Annotated in this window: 11 protein-coding genes, 2 tRNA genes and 2 rRNA genes (1 of these 15 only partly in view); 7 read left to right on the forward strand and 8 right to left on the reverse strand. The window is 41.1% G+C overall.

Features of this window, described 5'->3' with window-relative positions:
* The 4 genes from NSMS1_RS07580 to NSMS1_RS07595 form a co-directional block, all read right to left on the reverse strand.
* Positions 1 to 303: ribosomal RNA gene (locus tag NSMS1_RS07580) — 23S ribosomal RNA — on the reverse strand (it extends 2525 nt beyond the left edge of the window).
* A gap of 188 nt (positions 304 to 491) precedes the next feature.
* Positions 492 to 564: transfer RNA gene (locus NSMS1_RS07585), tRNA-Ala, on the reverse strand.
* Between the two features lie 86 nt (positions 565 to 650).
* Positions 651 to 724: transfer RNA gene (locus NSMS1_RS07590), tRNA-Ile, on the reverse strand.
* A gap of 119 nt (positions 725 to 843) precedes the next feature.
* Positions 844 to 2332, reverse strand: a 16S ribosomal RNA gene (locus tag NSMS1_RS07595).
* Together the 16S and 23S rRNA genes with 2 tRNA genes alongside form the textbook arrangement of a ribosomal RNA operon.
* A 313-nt stretch (positions 2333 to 2645) precedes the next feature.
* Here NSMS1_RS07595 and glyQ point away from each other — a divergent pair.
* From glyQ to NSMS1_RS07610, 3 genes are all read left to right on the forward strand, one after another.
* The gene (gene glyQ, locus NSMS1_RS07600; protein WP_224092284.1) at positions 2646 to 3551 is read left to right on the forward strand and encodes a glycine--tRNA ligase subunit alpha; all 906 of its coding nucleotides are present in this window, start codon (positions 2646 to 2648) and stop codon (positions 3549 to 3551) included.
* A gap of 502 nt (positions 3552 to 4053) precedes the next feature.
* Positions 4054 to 4539, forward strand: a complete 486-nt coding sequence (locus NSMS1_RS07605; protein WP_224092286.1) for a DUF4079 domain-containing protein — start codon at positions 4054 to 4056, stop codon at positions 4537 to 4539.
* 128 nt (positions 4540 to 4667) lie between these two features.
* Positions 4668 to 6998: a ComEC/Rec2 family competence protein gene (locus tag NSMS1_RS07610; RefSeq protein ID WP_224092288.1), complete on the forward strand. Its 2331-nt coding sequence runs from the start codon at positions 4668 to 4670 to the stop codon at positions 6996 to 6998.
* A gap of 119 nt (positions 6999 to 7117) precedes the next feature.
* Here the strand turns inward: NSMS1_RS07610 and NSMS1_RS07615 are convergent, their stop codons facing one another.
* Positions 7118 to 7561 (reverse strand): hypothetical protein, encoded by a 444-nt coding sequence (locus NSMS1_RS07615; RefSeq protein WP_224092290.1) that lies wholly within the window; start codon positions 7559 to 7561, stop codon positions 7118 to 7120.
* A gap of 143 nt (positions 7562 to 7704) precedes the next feature.
* Positions 7705 to 8706, reverse strand: coding sequence for a M20/M25/M40 family metallo-hydrolase (locus NSMS1_RS07620; RefSeq protein WP_224092292.1), 1002 nt, complete (start codon positions 8704 to 8706; stop codon positions 7705 to 7707).
* Positions 8707 to 8846: 140 nt separating this feature from the next.
* Here NSMS1_RS07620 and NSMS1_RS07625 point away from each other — a divergent pair, with 140 nt between their 5' ends.
* The 3 genes from NSMS1_RS07625 to NSMS1_RS07635 all read left to right on the forward strand — a co-directional run bounded on the left by NSMS1_RS07625 (position 8847) and on the right by NSMS1_RS07635 (position 11511).
* A complete protein-coding gene (locus tag NSMS1_RS07625; RefSeq protein ID WP_224095151.1) occupies positions 8847 to 10118 on the forward strand; it encodes a sulfite exporter TauE/SafE family protein in 1272 nt (423 codons plus the stop codon).
* Complete coding sequence (locus tag NSMS1_RS07630) at positions 10093 to 10749, forward strand: hypothetical protein (RefSeq protein WP_224092293.1); 657 nt, start codon at positions 10093 to 10095, stop codon at positions 10747 to 10749. The genes NSMS1_RS07625 and NSMS1_RS07630 overlap by 26 nt, the downstream gene beginning before the upstream one ends.
* A gap of 324 nt (positions 10750 to 11073) precedes the next feature.
* Entirely contained in the window at positions 11074 to 11511 is a 438-nt protein-coding gene (locus NSMS1_RS07635) for an Rrf2 family transcriptional regulator (protein ID WP_224092295.1), read from the forward strand.
* 67 nt (positions 11512 to 11578) lie between these two features.
* Here NSMS1_RS07635 and NSMS1_RS07640 read toward each other — a convergent pair whose 3' ends face one another.
* Positions 11579 to 12355 (reverse strand): glucosamine-6-phosphate deaminase, encoded by a 777-nt coding sequence (locus NSMS1_RS07640; protein ID WP_224092296.1) that lies wholly within the window; start codon positions 12353 to 12355, stop codon positions 11579 to 11581.
* A 218-nt stretch (positions 12356 to 12573) separates the two neighbouring features.
* Here NSMS1_RS07640 and NSMS1_RS07645 point away from each other — a divergent pair, with 218 nt between their 5' ends.
* Positions 12574 to 13257, forward strand: a complete 684-nt coding sequence (locus NSMS1_RS07645) for an HAD family hydrolase (protein WP_224092298.1) — start codon at positions 12574 to 12576, stop codon at positions 13255 to 13257.
* Positions 13258 to 13317: 60 nt separating this feature from the next.
* On the opposite strand, the gene NSMS1_RS07650 is transcribed toward NSMS1_RS07645, so the two are convergent.
* The gene (locus NSMS1_RS07650; RefSeq protein ID WP_224092299.1) at positions 13318 to 18156 is read right to left on the reverse strand and encodes a GAF domain-containing protein; all 4839 of its coding nucleotides are present in this window, start codon (positions 18154 to 18156) and stop codon (positions 13318 to 13320) included.
* Positions 18157 to 18170 lie beyond the last annotated feature (14 nt).

An 18170-nucleotide genomic window follows, 5' to 3' on the forward strand; every position in this document is an offset into this window, starting at 1 on the left:
ATTCGATATTGCTGTCCCACTACCCCAAAAGGTAAACCCTTTGGTTTAGGCTCTTCCCCTTTCGCTCACCACTACTTGGGGAATCTCTATTGATTTCTTTTCCTCCAGCTACTAAGATGTTTCAGTTCGCTGGGTTGGCTCATACCTGTCTATATATTCAACAGGCTGTACATAGGGTTGCCCCATTCGGACACCTCCGGCTCAATGTTTGCTTCCAACTCCCCGGAGTATTTCGTCGGTAACCACGTCCTTCTTCGCCTCTGTGTGCCTAGGTATCCACCATTAGCCCTTATTAGCTTGACCACAATACATTGGTTTCCACCTGCATCCACTCAACACCCATTGGATGTCTGTGTCTGCCTGCTTATAAATCGCGTTTCTATGCAGTTTTCAAGGTTCTGGCTAGGCATTCACCCAGCAGTCTAACGAGTTTCTCTCTATTAGTTGCTGACTTTTTCCTAATTCTTTTTTTGTTAGCTTCTCGCTTCAGGTGGAGGTTAGCGGACTCGAACCGCTGACATCCTGCTTGCAAAGCAGGCGCTCTACCAACTGAGCTAAACCCCCATCATGAATTTTGGATCTTGGATTTGCGATTTTAGATTTAAAAATACAATCTAAAATCCAAAATTTAAAATCTAAAATTCTTCAGGTGGGCCATCCTGGACTCGAACCAGGGACCTCACCCTTATCAGGGGTGCGCTCTAACCACCTGAGCTAATAGCCCATATCGAACCAAATCATAGTTTGAAAGCTTCAACAATATCTACGACCGACCTAGAGTAGACCATCTCACTTCCTATTTGCTTTGTGCTTTCGGTCACTGAGTTGGGTAGGTCTCCCTAAAAAGGAGGTGATCCAGCCACACCTTCCGGTACGGCTACCTTGTTACGACTTCACCCCAGTCACCAGCACTGCCTTAGGCATCCTCCTCTCCGAAAAGTTGGAGTAATGACTTCGGGCGTTGCCAGCTTCCATGGTGTGACGGGCGGTGTGTACAAGGCCCGGGAACGAATTCACTGCAGTATGCTGACCTGCAATTACTAGCGATTCCTCCTTCACGCAGGCGAGTTGCAGCCTGCGATCTGAACTGAGCTACGGTTTACGGGATTTGCTTGACATCGCTGTTTAGCTGCCCTCTGTCCGTAGCATTGTAGTACGTGTGTAGCCCAAGACGTAAGGGGCATGCTGACTTGACGTCATCCCCACCTTCCTCCGGTTTGTCACCGGCAGTCTCTCTAGAGTGCCCAACTTAATGCTGGCAACTAAAAACGAGGGTTGCGCTCGTTGCGGGACTTAACCCAACATCTCACGACACGAGCTGACGACAGCCATGCACCACCTGTGTTCGCGCTCCCTAAGGCACCTCTTCCTTTCAGAAAAGTTCGCGACATGTCAAGTCTTGGTAAGGTTCTTCGCGTTGCATCGAATTAAACCACATACTCCACCGCTTGTGCGGGCCCCCGTCAATTCCTTTGAGTTTCACACTTGCGTGCGTACTCCCCAGGCGGGATACTTAACGCGTTGGCTCCGGCACGGCTCGGGTCGATACAAGCCACGCCTAGTATCCATCGTTTACGGCTAGGACTACTGGGGTATCTAATCCCATTCGCTCCCCTAGCTTTCGTCCCTCAGTGTCAGTACAGGTCTAGCAGAACGCTTTCGCCACCGGTGTTCTTCCTGATCTCTACGCATTTCACCGCTACACCAGGAATTCCTTCTACCCCGACCGTACTCTAGCTATGTAGTTTCCACTGCCTTGATGAGGTTAAGCCTCATTCTTTGACAGCAGACTTACATTGCCACCTGCGGACCCTTTACGCCCAATCATTCCGGATAACGCTTGCATCCTCCGTATTACCGCGGCTGCTGGCACGGAGTTAGCCGATGCTTATTCCTCAGGTACCTTCATTTTTTTATTCCCTGAGAAAAGAGGTTTACAACCCAAGAGCCTTCCTCCCTCACGCGGTATTGCTCCGTCAGGCTTTCGCCCATTGCGGAAAATTCCCCACTGCTGCCTCCCGTAGGAGTCTGGGCCGTGTCTCAGTCCCAGTGTGGCTGATCATCCTCTCAGACCAGCTACTGATCGTCGCCTTGGTGCGCTCTTACCACACCAACTAGCTAATCAGACGCGAGCTCATCTCCAGGCAATAAATCTTTCACCTCTCGGCACATCCGGTATTAGCAGTCGTTTCCAACTGTTGTCCCCGACCTGGAGCCAGATTCTCACGCGTTACTCACCCGTCCGCCACTATCTCCGAAGAGACCGTTCGACTTGCATGTGTTAAGCATACCGCCAGCGTTCATCCTGAGCCAGGATCAAACTCTCCGTTTTGAAGATTTTGTTTTTAGCTCATTGGCTGCTCTTTTTACACCTCAGCCTGGTGTTTTTTATTTTCTTGACGCAGGCTATTGTTGTATACTAGCTTTCAAACTATAATATTTTCAAGGTTCGGTTCCCTTGGAAGCGTCGCTCTTTCGCGTCCGCCTCTCAGGCACTTATCCAATATATCTAACCCAACTAGAACTGTCAACTACTTTTCCATCTTTTTTTGGAAAATACTTTTTCGTCTCCTTAAAACTCGCCACTCAACAGCTTTTCAGGCAACAATAGTGTTGGCATTTTGCTGAGAAAGGGAGGGTAGAGCATGAATTTTCAATCGGTAATAGCTACGTTGCATCAGTTTTGGGGCGAGTCTCTTTCAGAGAGACCTGGCGGTCAACGCGGTTGTTTGATTGCCCAGCCTTACGATATTGAAAAGGGGGCTGGTACGAAAAATCCGCATACGTTTTTGCGGGCGTTGGGGCCGGAACCTTGGGCGGTGGCTTATGTTGAACCTTGTCGTCGTCCTACTGATGGGCGTTATGGTGAGAATCCTAATCGGTTTCAGCATTATTATCAGTACCAAGTTTTAATTAAGCCTTCGCCAGATAATATTCAGGAGATTTATCTTGATTCTTTACGGGCTTTGGGTATTCGTCCTGAAGATCATGATATTCGGTTTGTGGAGGATAACTGGGAAGATGCGACGGTGGGCGCTTGGGGTACTGGTTGGGAAGTTTGGTTGGATGGGATGGAAATTACTCAATTTACTTACTTCCAGCAGTGTGGAGGGATTGATTGTCGTCCGGTGTCGATTGAGATTACCTATGGTTTAGAACGGTTGGCGATGTATCTTCAGGAAGTTGAGGCGATTACTAAGATTCAGTGGACGGACAATATTACTTATGGTGATATTTTTCTGCAAAATGAGATTGAGCAGAGTACGTATAATTTTGAAGCATCTAATCCTGAGTTGCTGTTGACGTTGTTTAATTTGTATGAGCAGGAAGCTACTCAGTTAACGGAGAAGGGTTTGGTTTTACCCAGCTTGGATTATGTGATGAAGTGTTCGCATACTTTTAATTTGCTGGATGCTAGAGGTGTGATTTCTGTGACTGAACGCACTCGTTACATTGCTAGGATTCGTCATTTGGCGCGGAAGGTGGCTAATTTATATGTAGAACAAAGAGAAAAGTTGGGCTTTCCGTTGTTGAAAAAAGCCGCAGTGTAGCTTTGATTGGTAGTTTTTAATTGATTAGTGGAAAATGAAGAGAGTAACAAGTTACTGTATTTGATTCTCTCTTCATTGTTTTGGTGATTATTATGGTGGTTTTTGAGCAATTAGAAATTGGTGTTTACTTTCGTATACCTGGCATAAGTAGAAATTGTATCTACAGGAAGGCTAGTACTTCCCAGTGCAGCTTAAACTCTCTGCTACAGCCTATTAGAGCGAAAACGCAGGTTGTAACTTTGACTCCAACAGAAGTTAAGGCTTTTTTAGTAGCTAAACGAGATTATCTAGAAAGCTTAGTAAGTTTTTAGCGTTACTGAAAGTGTAAATCTGTCTCACGCATTCGCCGTTAGATGTTCTCGCAGAGTAGACGCAAAGGCGATGAGGATAGGGTGAGAAATGTTAGTTATGAGGTTTATTTTTCAATTGAGCTATTTTATGTTGATTGACTGATGCGATGATGGTTTTACTGTATTAAAATTTACAAAAATTGCGAATAAATATGGTGAATTGGAGTGAAGCTTTAGAACCGATCGCAGCTTGGTTTCGTTCTTTGGGTATCCCTCAACCGATTGTGCAGTGGGGACATCCTCTGATGATGGCGATTGTGATTTTTGTTTTGGGTAGCTATGTTGCTTGGGCTGGTTGGCAAGGTAAATTGCTGGAGGGGAAAGACAAGGATGCAGCTATTAAGAATCGAAGCAATCATCGACTCTTAGCACCTTGGCTATTTTTATTTTTGGCTGGTGGTTATACGGGTGGAGTGTTGTCTTTAGTGATGCAGCATAAACCACTGTTTGAAAGTCCTCATTTTTGGACTGGTTCGCTAGTTTTGGGGCTTTTACTCGTCAATGGTTTAATTTCTTTGAGTGGATTTGGTGGGGATAAGAAGGCGTTAAGAGCAGTTCATGCTTATTTGGGAACTGTGGCGATCGCAATTCTCTTCGTCCATGCGGTTTTAGGCTTTAATTTAGGTATCTCTTTGTAATCTAAACGATACAACATTATTTATAATATAAAGCCCGCATAGTCGGGCTTTGTTTGTCTAGACCTAATGAACTATACTTCACGAAACAACTATTAATAGTGCTGCTCTCAGGTGTTGCTAGAAGTCTTATGATTCAAGCCAGTGGTGTCATTATCTGCCTTAGCTACATTTTAGGATTGTTATTGACGGCGGTTCCTGGGGGCGGAGTATGGGTTTTAGTCTTAGGCATTGTATGTGCTGTTTTTTTTAGGAGAATAAAATCACAAAAATTTCTCCAGAAATCAACAACTGATACAACGTCTAATAGTTGGCAAGTGACTCCACTGGCACAAGTTTGGTTAATTGCTGGGTTTGTGGGCTTATTGGCAAGTTTCTATTTTCAATGGCGTGTACCTCAACCGACGGGAACAGATATTAGTAAATTTGTGCCGCCAGATGGAAATAACCAGGAACAGTTGGTAATTGTACGGGGGGAGGTAGCTAGTACTCCGCGTTTAACTCGCAGTCAACGGGGACAATTTTGGCTGGATGTGTCTCAGTTAAATGAAGTCAGAAATCAAAAAGATACACAACAAACTCAACAAGGGGCTACGGGTAAGTTATATGTGACTGTGCCAATACTGAAAGCAACTGGACTGCATCCTGGGCAAGAGATAGAGGTGACAGGGCTATTATATAGACCAAAAGCTGCTGTTAATCCCGGTGCTTTTGATTTTAAAAAGTATTTAGAACGCGAGGGAACATTTGCTGGGTTGATAGGACGGCAAATCAATATTGTGGATGAGGACAAACGGTGGGGATGGTGGCAAATTCGAGAAAAAATTGTGCGATCGCAAGTTCTGGGCTTAGACATACCAGAAGGGCCACTTGTAAGTGCAATGGTATTGGGTAGCAAAGCTGTTGATTTACCCTACGATATCCGCGATATGTTTGTACAGGCGGGTTTAGCCCATGCTTTGGCGGCTTCAGGGTTTCAAACTTCGCTGATTCTGGGTGTGATTTTACAGCTAACTAGGCGAGCGAAAAAAGTAACGCAAGTAAGTCTAGGTGCTTTGGGTTTGATAATTTTCCTCAGCCTGAGTGGATTTCAGCCTGCTGTACTGAGGGCTGTAGTTATGGGATTTGCAGCTTTGATTGGTTTGGCTTTAGATAGGAAGGTGAAACAGTTAGGTTCACTGTTATTAGCTGCAACTATATTATTGTTGTTTAATCCTTTGTGGATTTGGGATTTGGGTTTTGAGTTCAGTTTTTTGGCGACGTTGGGGTTAGTGGTGACTGTACCAGCAATTACTAATCTTTTGAGTTGGGTTCCGCCTGCGATCGCATCCTTAATTTCTGTTCCTCTGGCTGCTACAATTTGGACTTTACCTGTGCAACTATATGTGTTTGGTGTTGTGCCTGCTTACAGTTTGCCACTGAACATTATTACCACACCATTAATTTCTGTTATTAGTATTGGTGGCATTGTTAGTGCCATATTTACATTAATTTTACCTGGGGCTGGTAGCTTTGTTGCTGGGTTTCTGCACTATCCTACTGATTGGTTAATTAGGTTAGTGGAGTATTTCAGCAAATTACCAGGCAATTCTCTTATTATTGGTAGCATTTCCACTTGGCAGTTATTGAGTATTTATGCGCTAATTTCTCTAGTATGGTTGGTAGGTTGGTGGCAAAAACGCTGGTGGTTTGCAGGTTTAATTGGGTTTGGTTTAGTATTATTTCCCGCTTGGCATTCTGCCAGTACATTATTACGGATAACGGTATTAGAAGCTGGGGCTGAACCTGTTGTGGTTGTGCAGGATAGAGGAACGGTAACTCTAATTAACAGTGGTGATGAGGGTACGGGGCGCTTCACTATTTTACCTTTTTTACAACAGCAAGGGGTGAATCAAATTGATTGGGCGATCGCCACGGATTTTCAAGGTAATAACAATAATGCTTGGTTGGAAGTTCTGCAACGTCTGCAAGTTAAAAATTTTTATACCTATGCCACTAATAAAGAAAATTCTCTAACAGATCAAGCAATTCCTCAAGTATTGCAACAACAGAAAGGCATTTATCAGGTTTTACCTGTGGGGCAAACTATTAATCTTGGTTCTACGATAGCGCAGTTAATTAACGAACAACCAATTTTGCAGTTGCAACTTTTTGGACAGAGTTGGTTATTGGTAGGAGATGTAGAACCTAAAGAGGTAGAGAGAATTATGAAAACAGGGGCATGGCCGAGTCCGCAAGTATTGTGGTGTAATGCTGAGTCTTTAAAGGATTTGGTAACAATTTTGAAACCACAAGTGGCGATCGCTTCTTCTGGTAATGTTGAGAGTAAGGTCGTATCTGAACTCAGTAGCATACCTACTAAAATTTTTGTCACCGGACAAGATGGAGCGATTCAATGGACTCCTAATGGTGCGTTTGAGTCTTTTACTCAGGTGAGTGAGAGTAAATCTTCGGTGTTATAGTTGTGTGATGTTTTCTTTCACAAATGAAATACCTATATAGCTAGAAAAGTAGCTATATAGGCGAGAACATGGATAAATTATTCAATCTTTATAGTAAGTAGCTTTAGTGCTTGTCTCTGCTATTTATCAGAGCAATAACCATTAATTTCTTTAACGATTAAACCTTCTTCAACACTGCTCTTTTGCAAGTTAGCAAAAAAGCGATTTGCTGACTTGATGTCTTTTTTATTGATGGCTGTAGCTGCATCATTTAAACCCTTACTAATATCTTGATAGAGTTTGAGAAAACGTCCTTGGAAACCTTGTAGTTTTTCATCTTTAATTTCCAAGCCCTTCATCTCTGTGCTAACTTTGTCTATTTTACTAGCAAGTTCAGTTAAGCCTTGAGAGCCTTTAGCAGCTTTAGGATCTTTACCATATTGCTGACCTAATGTTGCTGCCTGATTAGCAACTTTGATAACTTTGTTACATTGAGAAATTTTACTTTCACCGCAACCTGTTAATAAAAAGGCGATCGCTGCTACTGTGGAAAATGTAGCGGTTGATTTATATATACGTAGCATATTTTTTATAACCCCTAAATATAAAACGCAAAAATTAGACTAAAACAACTTTTTGGCTGTTGTATTTAGTCCTGCTACTTTATAATTCATATTTTTTTAAATGTGTATGTAATTACACTCAGAACGCAAAAATTTAATATTTGTTATTGACTAGTCTCTAATAACTTACCAGTAGCATTGACTACAATTTGTGCTGCACCAAGAAAGAATGATTTCTCAATATTATTAGGTATATCGCTAGGTTGGTGATAGTGTGGCGTGCGGAGATTAGCAGTATCGGTCACTAACACAGCACCAACGCCTTGATACCAGAATGGAGCATGATCACTACGCAATGTGTCAGGTGTAAGTAAGCCTTTGAGGGGTATTGGTATAGTTAAAACGTTTGGCAGATTGGTTGTATTGGCATTACCAAAAGCATTAAGTAAAAATAAGTTCTCAGTATCACCAACCGCCACTAAGAAATCACCTTTATCGTTGGGTGGGGTAACGGGTAATCCAGGCGGATATTTTTGACAGCCACTAGTGTAACAAGCATAACCAACCATATCCATAACTATCACACCCTGGAGTTTTTTCAGGCGTTGAGTATTAGTAATGAAGGCTTTACTACCAAGCAGTCCCGTTTCTTCGGAGTCAAAAAAAGCTAATTGCAAAGTCCTGGGTGTGGGATGGGAAGCAAATAATTTAGCTATTTCTAGTAACACAGCCACACCACTAGCATTATCATCAGCGCCAGGAGAGCCGGGTACAGTGTCATAATGAGCGCCTACTAAAATTGCACCGGCTGTGTTGTCAGTTCCCCGACGTTCAGCAGAGATATTAACACCATGAGGAAACTTTTCTAATTTAGGTGTCCAGCCAAATTCTCGTAGTTTATTAATGATATATGCGCGAGTGCGCGATCGCTCCTCTATCGTATAGCGTTGAAAATCTAATTTTTGAATATGTGCCAATAATCTATCATCAGATACTTGTAGATCATTCATCGTTTTCTGAGGCTCTGGTTGTGGTTGAGGTGTTGTGATTGGCACACTCTCCGTAATTTTAGGGGAAGATCGCTGTTCAAAAAAGGCGCTACCCCTACTACCTACAATGACAACCACTACTAACACCAGCAATGTCAGCCAAATGCGCTTTTTCATTATTAATACCAATAAGTTTGACAGTTTGTCTTTTGACAAAGTTACCAATATGACCTAAAGTTTTGCCCAGTTGTCAGTTGTCAGTGGTTAGTAGTTCTTTCTCCTCTACTCCCTCATCTCCACTCCCCACTCCCATCTATATGCTAGATTTATCACTCATCACCATCTTGGGGTTCTTAGGTAGTTTTGGGCATTGCTTCGGGATGTGCGGGCCACTAACTGTAGCCTTTTCCCTGTCTCATCAACACAACACTCCAGAGAAAGACTCTCAAGAAAAGTTGTCATCCCCAAAAACACAACCGACTTGGAAGCAGCAATTAAAGTTTCATTTTCTGCTTAACTTAGGACGGATGTTGAGTTATGGACTTGTAGGTGCTGGACTTGGGGGAGTGGGTTCAGTGCTATTACAAAGTGGACAGTTAGCGGGTGTTGGTAGCGACTTCCGCCGTATTATGGCGATTGTGACTGGAGTGATGTTGATTTGGTTTGGCTTAGGACAATTAGCACCAAATTTATTACCCCATATTCCTATATTGCATCCCATATTAAGAGGTAACTTGCACAACCGCCTGAGTACAGGAATGGTGAAACTCTCCCTACAGCAGCGATGGTGGACTCCTACACTTTTGGGTATGACTTGGGGTTTAATGCCCTGTGGCTTTCTCTACGCTGCGCAAATTAAAGCGGCACAGACAGGTAATTTATGGATGGGTGGGGCTACTATGTTGGCTTTTGGCTTAGGAACCATACCCACTATGTTAGGTGTGGGCGTGTCTAGTTCCTTGGTGAGTCAGGATAGGCGCAGTCAGTTATTCCGCTTAGGTGGTGTGATTACTCTAACTATTGGGTTAATCACCTTGCTACGAACTGGTGACACAATGGTAGATTACACTGGACACGCAGCTTTACTCTGCTTAACTCTGGCGCTAATTGCCCGTCCTGTAAGTAGGTTGTGGGCATGGCCTTTACATTATCGCCGGGCGTTGGGGGTAGGGGCGTTTGTTTTATCTGTAGTACACACTACTCACATGATTGAACATTCATTGCAGTGGAATTTTGCCGCCTTTTCCTTTTTACCGCCACAATTTCAGTTGGGGATGGCTGCTGGTACTGTAGCATTAGTATTGATGACCCCCGCAGCTTTCACAAGTTGGGAATCACTGCAAAAATCTTTAGGCAAACACTGGCGACAACTTCATTTATTGAGTGTACCAGCTTTGCTTTTGAGTGCAATTCATACTGTGTTGATTGGCTCTCATTATTTGGGTTCTCTGCAATTAAATTGGGGGAATAAGTTAGCAACAGTGCTGTTAGCAATTGTGACTCTCGGCGTGTTGCTTGTAAGAACACAGTTTTTTTGGTCAAAGTTAGCCGTAGAAAAATTTTATGTTCCCCCTAACAAATCACGCTAAAAAAACCCAAGAAAAACAGCAGGTGTATTCTCAACCCTCAACCGCAGCATTAAAGTACCTCATATTACTAGGTTGTGCCATCTCCATTACAGGTGTTTATCCAGCTAGCGCCCATAAGGTAGAGACAGCAACAGATGTAGGCGCTACTCTACACATTGAACCAAATGATAATCCCCGTGCTGGAGAATCGACACAAGCTTGGTTTGCCCTCACTCGTAAAGGTGGTCAAGCAATTCCTCTCCAACAGTGTAATTGTCAGTTAGCCGTTTACGCTCAACCCCACACACCAGACGAACCAGCGTTATTGGAACCATCATTAAAGCCTGTGAATGCCGAAATTTATCAGGGTATACCAGGCGCAGATATTACTTTTCCCAAACCAGGAATTTATCAACTACAGCTAAGTGGTAAACCGACAACTGGGGCAAATTTTAAAGCATTTAAGTTTGCTTTTGAAGTAACTGTAGCGGCTGGAACTAGAGTAGATACAGCAAAGCCCCAAGATTTGAAAGATAATAACTCAGTTGGAGTAAAGGCTGAATCTAACTCTATCCCAATTTGGGCGATCGCACTGCCCATTTTCATTGTCTTAGGTACGTTATTCGCCATTTGGCAAAATAAAAAGAGATGAGTCATGCCAATCCAAAATTAAGAAAGTGAAATTTAGCATCGGTTTGGGCGTTTTGTTATATGTATGGTTAGCAGGAAAGCACCTCCAAGCTTTTAACCCAACGTTATTAGGCTTAAGAGCTTAATTCTTGGTTAGTCCGTATGGATAACAATAAATTTTGTTTATCGATTTGAGAAATAAAAATATTTGCTTCTATCGTTGAAAGTATTTAAAGTTAAACTAGCCAGCGACTAAGGAGTTAGTGTAGTTTCCCGCAAGCTATAGCTGAAGGAAACATCATTAGCAAGTTAGTAGCATTAGGTGTTAGTTAAAAACATTACGCCTGTGGAACTCTCTAACAAATCTGAATATGCACTTTTAGCCTTGTTGGAACTGGCGGATCGTTACACCAGTGGCGAATCCCTGCAAATTCGACAGATGGCTGTGTTGCAAGATATACCTAATCGATATTTAGAACAACTACTAGCTACTTTAAGGCGACGAGGTTTAATTAAAAGTATTCGCGGCGCTAAAGGAGGCTACGTCTTAGCACGAGACCCGCGTACAATTACTCTACTGGATGCAGTCAGCTGTATGGAAGGTATCGATGCAGTTGCGCCAGGGGTAGATAAAAATACTACACACATTGAAACTCAACTCATCCAAGAAGTTTGGCAAGAAGCTTGTCAGGCGGCTAATGCAGTTTTACAAAAGTACACACTCCAAGACCTTTGCGATCGCCGCGCTATCCACGGCAACAAGGAATTAATGTACTATATTTAACTGCTAGTAGTAAGAACTTTAGTTCTAGCTGAATCTCAGCACTAAAGTCCTTACTACGGAATAAACGTCAAAACTCTAACAAGTTGGCTGAATTACTGTCTAAAAATAGAGTTGCTTGTGGTTGTCGGCGTAAAACAGAAGCTGGACAAGCTTTATCAATTACACCTTGTAACAATTGCTTGACAATCTGTGCTTTCCGTTTCCCTGGCGCGAGACACAATATTTTTCTAGCGGAACAGATTAAAGGCAAAGTCACAGTAAAAGCATATTGAGGTACATGATCAATATTAGGAAATTGACCTGTATTCACTTGTTGTTGGCGGTTTACAGAGTCTAGTTTTACCAACTTGACACTGTAAGGGTCTTGGAAATTCGCTACTGACGGATCATTAAAAGCCAAGTGTCCATTTTCGCCAATACCTAGACAGCATAAATCTATAGGTTGTGCTTGCAGCAATTGAGAATAGCGATCGCATTCTGCCAAGGGTTGCAACGTATCACCCTCAATATAATGGAATTTTTGCGGACTAACTCGCTTTTCTACACGTTCCCGTAGATAACGGCGAAAACTTGCAGGATGATCAGCCGTAATTCCTAAATATTCATCTAAATGAAACAAAGTAACTTTTGACCAATCTACGCCACCCAAAGCAATCAAAGCATCCAAAAATTTGAGTTGAGAATTTCCTGTCGCTAACACAACAGCAGCCGTCTGTTGTTGTTCAAGTACAGATTGCAAATACTTACTGACAATTGCTGCAACATCAAAAGCCATGTCGGCTTCAGATTTGTAAATTTGTACCGATAGATGATCAACATGGAAAAAGTTTGTAGCGGCTACCATATTGGGGATTGGGGATTGAGGAATTTTAGATTTTAGATTTTGGATTTTGGATTGAATGTCTCAAATTTAAAATCGTATATCCAAGATCGCATCAGGATGAAGACGAAACAGGACTCTAATTTAAGCTTCCATCTCTATCAGCTAGATGACTTACGAACACAAAACAATGTAGACTATGGGGGTTAAGTTAATAATTATTTACATTTTACCTAAACCTCATGCTATCTGCCATTCTTTTTGACTTGGACGGTACTATTGTCAATAGTGACCCCATACATTACCAAGCTTGGCAACAAATATTGTTGAGATACAATATAGAAATTGATGAAGTATTTTACAAATCCCGAATTAGTGGTCGGTTAAATCCAGAAATTGTTCAAGATATTTTGCCAGAACTGTCAGTAGCAGAAGGTGTAAAGTTTGCAGATGAGAAAGAAGCACTGTTTCGTCAATTAGCTTCTTATCTGCAACCACTAGATGGATTTGCTGAACTGCTAGAGTGGACGAAAACACATAATTTAAAGCGTGCTTTAGTAACGAATGCGCCGAGATTAAATGCAAAGTTTATGTTAGACGTATTAGGAATAACAGCAGCGTTTGACCAAATTGTTATAGCTGATGATTGTGTAGCGGGTAAACCAAACCCAGCACCGTATCAAGTTGCTTTAAGTAAGTTAAAAATTACAGCAGAAAATGCGATCGCTTTAGAAGACTCGCCTTCAGGGATTCGTGCAGCCGTAGGTGCAGGTATTCAGACTATTGGTATTGCCTCCACTCATGAACCCGAAGTTTTACAAAAAGTCGGTGCATTTATGGTAGTTCCTGATTTTACAGATTTGCATCTTTGGACATTACTTAATTCATCAATTGAAGGAGATTTGAGTTTATTGCAGAAAAATTAAAAATTATTGATTAAACTTATCTCTTCCGCTTCCTACTCATCCTGATGTACGCATATAGATTCAATTACCTTTACTCATACTAATTATTTCCATAATTTTCTCAAACTGAAAATTCTGAGCTAAATCTGCAAAATAGTTTTTTAAATCTACATTTTCACAGCTTTGTTCTTCAATTAATTGAAAAATTAAGTCATCGCTACATTGGGCAGCAGCATTATACAAACTTATTAACCACTCTTGTGGTAGTGTTGCTAGTAGAGGTAATACATCATTAGATGCGACAATTTTCTCGCTGTTCTTGAGGCAAGAACAAGTATCTTCTTGATAAATATATTGTATATTTAGATATTGATTAATTTTTTCTAGAATTTGTTGTTCTGAGAAAGGCTTATTAATCAAATCATCACAGCCTACTTGGAGCATTGTTTGACGTTGTTCTTCAAAAGCGTGAGCAGTCAAAGCAATAATAATTGTGTGGGGATTAGGAATTAACGGTTGATTTTCTTGTTCATAGACGCGAATGAAGTGGGTAGCTGTGTAACCATCCATAATTGGCATTCGCATATCCATAAAAATTAATTGTGGATGCCATTGTTGCCAGATAGAAACTGCTTCTTGTCCGTTTGTGGCTTCTCGCACCACAAAGCCAACAGATGATAAAACTTTTACCAGCAACAGCCGACTATCAACCACATCATCTACTACTAAAATTCTGTGTTCTCTTTGCTGGGATGCTAAACCAAGAACAAAGCGTACACTTGGCTGAGGGGAAATTTCACCCGCAGATACTAAATCTACCTTTATATGGAAACTAAATGTACTTCCTACTCCTACAGTACTAGTAACGCTAATATCTCCTCCCATCAGTTGCACATATTTACGGCTAATGGCTAAACCTAGTCCTGTACCTTGTTGTGAGTTTCTGCCAGCTTCGGTTTGTCCAAAAGCTTCAAACAACATACCCATTTCATCATCACAGATACCAATACCAGTATCTTCTATTTCAAAGATGAGGGAGTAGGGAGTGCTGAGTGCGTGGTTTCTCTGCTCTCCTGTTTCACTGCTTTCTCCTATTCCTCTCTCTTCCATTCTTACCCGCAAGGTAACACTACCAGTTTCAGTAAATTTGGTGGCATTGCCTAAGATGTTGAGTAAGACTTGACGTAGTTTACTTTCGTCGGCGCGGATGTGTCGGACGATGTTAGTTGCGTATTCAAATTTGAGTTGTAAACCTTTGGCGGCTGCGCGTCCTTGCATCATTTCTTGCAAGTTATCTAAGAGGTGAATTAAATCAAAGTTATGAACATTTAATGTAATTTTGCCGGCTTCAATTTTTGACATTTCTAGAATGTCGTTAATCAAGTCGAGTAGATGTTCTCCTGCACGGTTAATAATGGTCAGATTCTTTTGATGTTCGGCTGATAGTGTTTTGTCTCGGCTCATGATTTGTGCGAAACCTAAAATTGCGTTGAGAGGTGTGCGCAATTCGTGGCTCATGTTAGCGAGAAATTCGCTTTTGGCTCTATTGGCTGCGTCTGCGGCAAAGGCAGCTGCTTGTAATGCTTGTGATTGGCTTTGGGTTTGTGTCAAAAGTTGTGCTTGTTGCAAAGCTACTTCTAGTTGATTGCCAATTTGCCTTACGATGTTGATTTCGCCAGTTTTCCATTGACGAGGGCCAGAGTTTTGATAAGTTGCTAATAATCCCCAAACTTGGTTTCCAGATAAAATAGGGACGATAATATAAGCTTTTGCTTGCAAGCTTTCTAAAAATTCGATATAACAATTATCAAATCCAGCTTGGTAAATATTTGGAATACAAAGGCAGTTAGACTCTGGGGTAGCTGAGGAGTTATTGGTAATCTCCAGAAGCTTGGCAAGACAATATTCGTTTTCTAGGGTATTTTCTGCCAAATTGAGATCATCTTTGTGTGCTTCTATCAGAGAAATCCAACCTTCACGGACAGATTCAGCGACAAATTCACCTTTCCTCTGGGAATTGAAACGATAAACTAGAACACGATCGCAGTTAAGAACTTGTCTTAATTCTTCGGTAGTAGCGGCAAATATTGTTTCTAAATCTAAAGTCTGGCGCATTCTTTGAATTACTTGTGCGATCGCTCTTTGCCTTTCGGCACTTTCTCTAAGTGCTTCTTCTACAAGTTTGCGATCGCTAATCTCTACTATGACTGTACCCACACCAGAAAGCTGATTATTCTCCCCAGGAATGGGAAAATAAGAAACTAAAAAATGACGCAGCCTATCTGCTTGGTTGGCGACTGGAAGGCTCAATTCTAAATTAAGTATTGGTTGGCCTGTTAAGAGTACCTGTTGGCAATATGGGGTAATTAGGGGAGCAATTTGTGGTGCTATTTCTTGGAGAGTTTTACCAATGTGTGCTTGTGCCGATTTACCATGAATATCTGCTATCAACTCGTTGATTTGCACAAACCGCAGTTGATTATCTAAAATACTCATACCTACAGGAGCGCCACTGAAAAAGGCATTCAGACGAGCTTCGCGCAGTTGTAATTCTTTTTCTAAAATTTTGCGTTCTGTAACGTCTTTATGAGTACCAGTCATCCGTAAAGGAGTACCCTGTTCATCCCGTTCTACAATTTGACCACGAGATTGTATCCATTTCCAATCGCCAGAAACGCAAAGCAATCGTACCTCTATCTCATAAATGGGAGTAATACCTTGCAGATGGCAAGTAATTGCTGATCTAACGGCTGGTAAATCTTCAGGATGTATTAGTTGCCTAAGTGGTAATTGATCATCTTCCTTTTCCTGCTCTGGGTAGCCTAGCATTTTTTGCCAGCGACAATCCCGATAAATTTTACCCGTCTTAAGATTCCAATCCCACAAACCTAAATCGCTGGCTTCTAAGGCTAGTTGTAAACGTTCTTCGCTGTTACGATGAGCTGCTTCTATTAGCTTACGTTCAATCAATGCACCGAGTTGGGTGGCTACAGCACCCAATAGCATCAGGAGGCGTTTATCTACTAGGGTGGAACTGCGTTTGAAAAATATCAAAACGGCTAATACTTCTTTTCTAGCAATGATGGGAATACCAAAACCAGCTCTTAACCCTACTTTTGCGGCTTGTGGCGATCGCAAAAACTGCGGCGGCTTTAACTGAGAGATATCTTCTATCCATTCTGGTTGCTGAGTTTGCCAAACTCTTCCGGGTAGTCCTTCACCTGGTGCAATGGTTAGATTTTGACTTTGGTAACAAAATTCTTCTAAATCGCTTTCTTCACAGTAACAAACCAAACTATGCTCTAAAACCAGAGATTCACGCTTGGGTGTCCATGCTTCACCAAAATCCCAGCCAATAGTTTGACAAATCACCCGTAATACTAAGGTTAAGGCATTTTTCACATCAAATGCACGGGCGATCGCTTGGGTTGTTAAAAGTAATAAGCGGCTTTCTGCTTCTGCTTGTTTGCGTTCTGTAATGTCTTTAGCTGTACCCAAAATATACTTTTGTCCATCAATTTCTATTAATTCTGCACTAAACAGTGCCGTCTTAATTTCTCCACTACTAGTGCGAAAATCTACTTCATGGTTGCGAATGGTTTTAGTTTGTTCCAGAATTTGAGCGAGGAAATAAGGCTCTTGTATATTTACCCAAATATTTAATTCTTTATCAGTATTGCCAATGACTTGAGAACGATGATATCCAAATAGGCGACAAAAGCTATCATTAACTTCAATATAACGAGTTTCTGGATAAGTACACAGAACAATGGGGTCGGGGGATGCTCTAAAGGCTGATGCTAGTTTTTGTTCGGAAATGCGATATGCTGCTTGCACACGTTGTCTTTCTCGTGCTTCCAATGCCAAGGAGGCTAAATTAGTTAAAGAACGAGCAAAATTTTGGTCTTCTGGTGTCCAATGATGAGCTATTCCTACTGTTTCCAGGGATAAAACCCCTACAGTTTTACCTGCTAGACGAATAGGTGTATCTAATAAGGAGATAATATTTAAGGGAGTTAAGTAATTCTCAGAAAGTTCTCTAGTTTTGGGATCTGTATGAGCATGATCTGCGGCGATCGCTTCCTCCTGATGTAAAGCTTGAAAATAAGCTGGATAATCTGCTGCTAATACACATAATCCTTCACTATGTTGATTACGACTATATTCAAATAGGTCGATACATTGAATTTGAGTAGCTGTTTCGTTATATAACCAAATACTAGCTCGCTCCACATGTAGATTTTGAGAAGCCACAGTTGTAATTTCTGCAAAAGCTGCTTTTACATCACCTTGATATAATATTTTATTCTTGGCTAATTCTGTTAAGACTAAATTATGCTTGTAAAGCTTGATAGTGTTATTTTGTAAAAATTGTGGCGTTTTATTTTGACTCTCCAGCTTTTTATCTTTATTGACTATTATTGAATCTAACAGTTGATTATGTGTTTTCTTATTATTTATTTCTGCTATCTGCAAGCAACATTCTTGATTGCTTCCTAAACCATCTTCAACATAATTATTATCTTTATAATAATTTCGCAAATTTAACTGATTATTAATTCGGATAAAACATTCGTCCTTGCGTAAAGGCTTACTAATAAAATCAGATATACCTAATTGAAAATAAGTATAATTTTTCGATAAATTATCTAAATGTGTCAACAAAATTATATTTATATACTGAGTTGCTTTTTCAGCTTTTAATTCTTGACAAATAAAATATCCATCATTTTTATTAATAGAATCATTTATGAAAATCAGATTGGGCATGAAATCAATAACACTACTAATTGACACATTAGCAGCATTAATTTGGTGTAATAAATACTTTTTTTCTGCAAAAAACTCAGATAAGGTAGACCAAATTTCCCAAGAATTATCAATTAATAAGATTTTTGGTTGTTGATAATCTATAACCATATTATCTAGCTAAA

The sequence above is a fragment of the Nostoc sp. MS1 genome, from assembly GCF_019976755.1.
In the GTDB taxonomy this organism is placed as follows: Bacteria; Cyanobacteriota; Cyanobacteriia; order Cyanobacteriales; family Nostocaceae; genus Trichormus.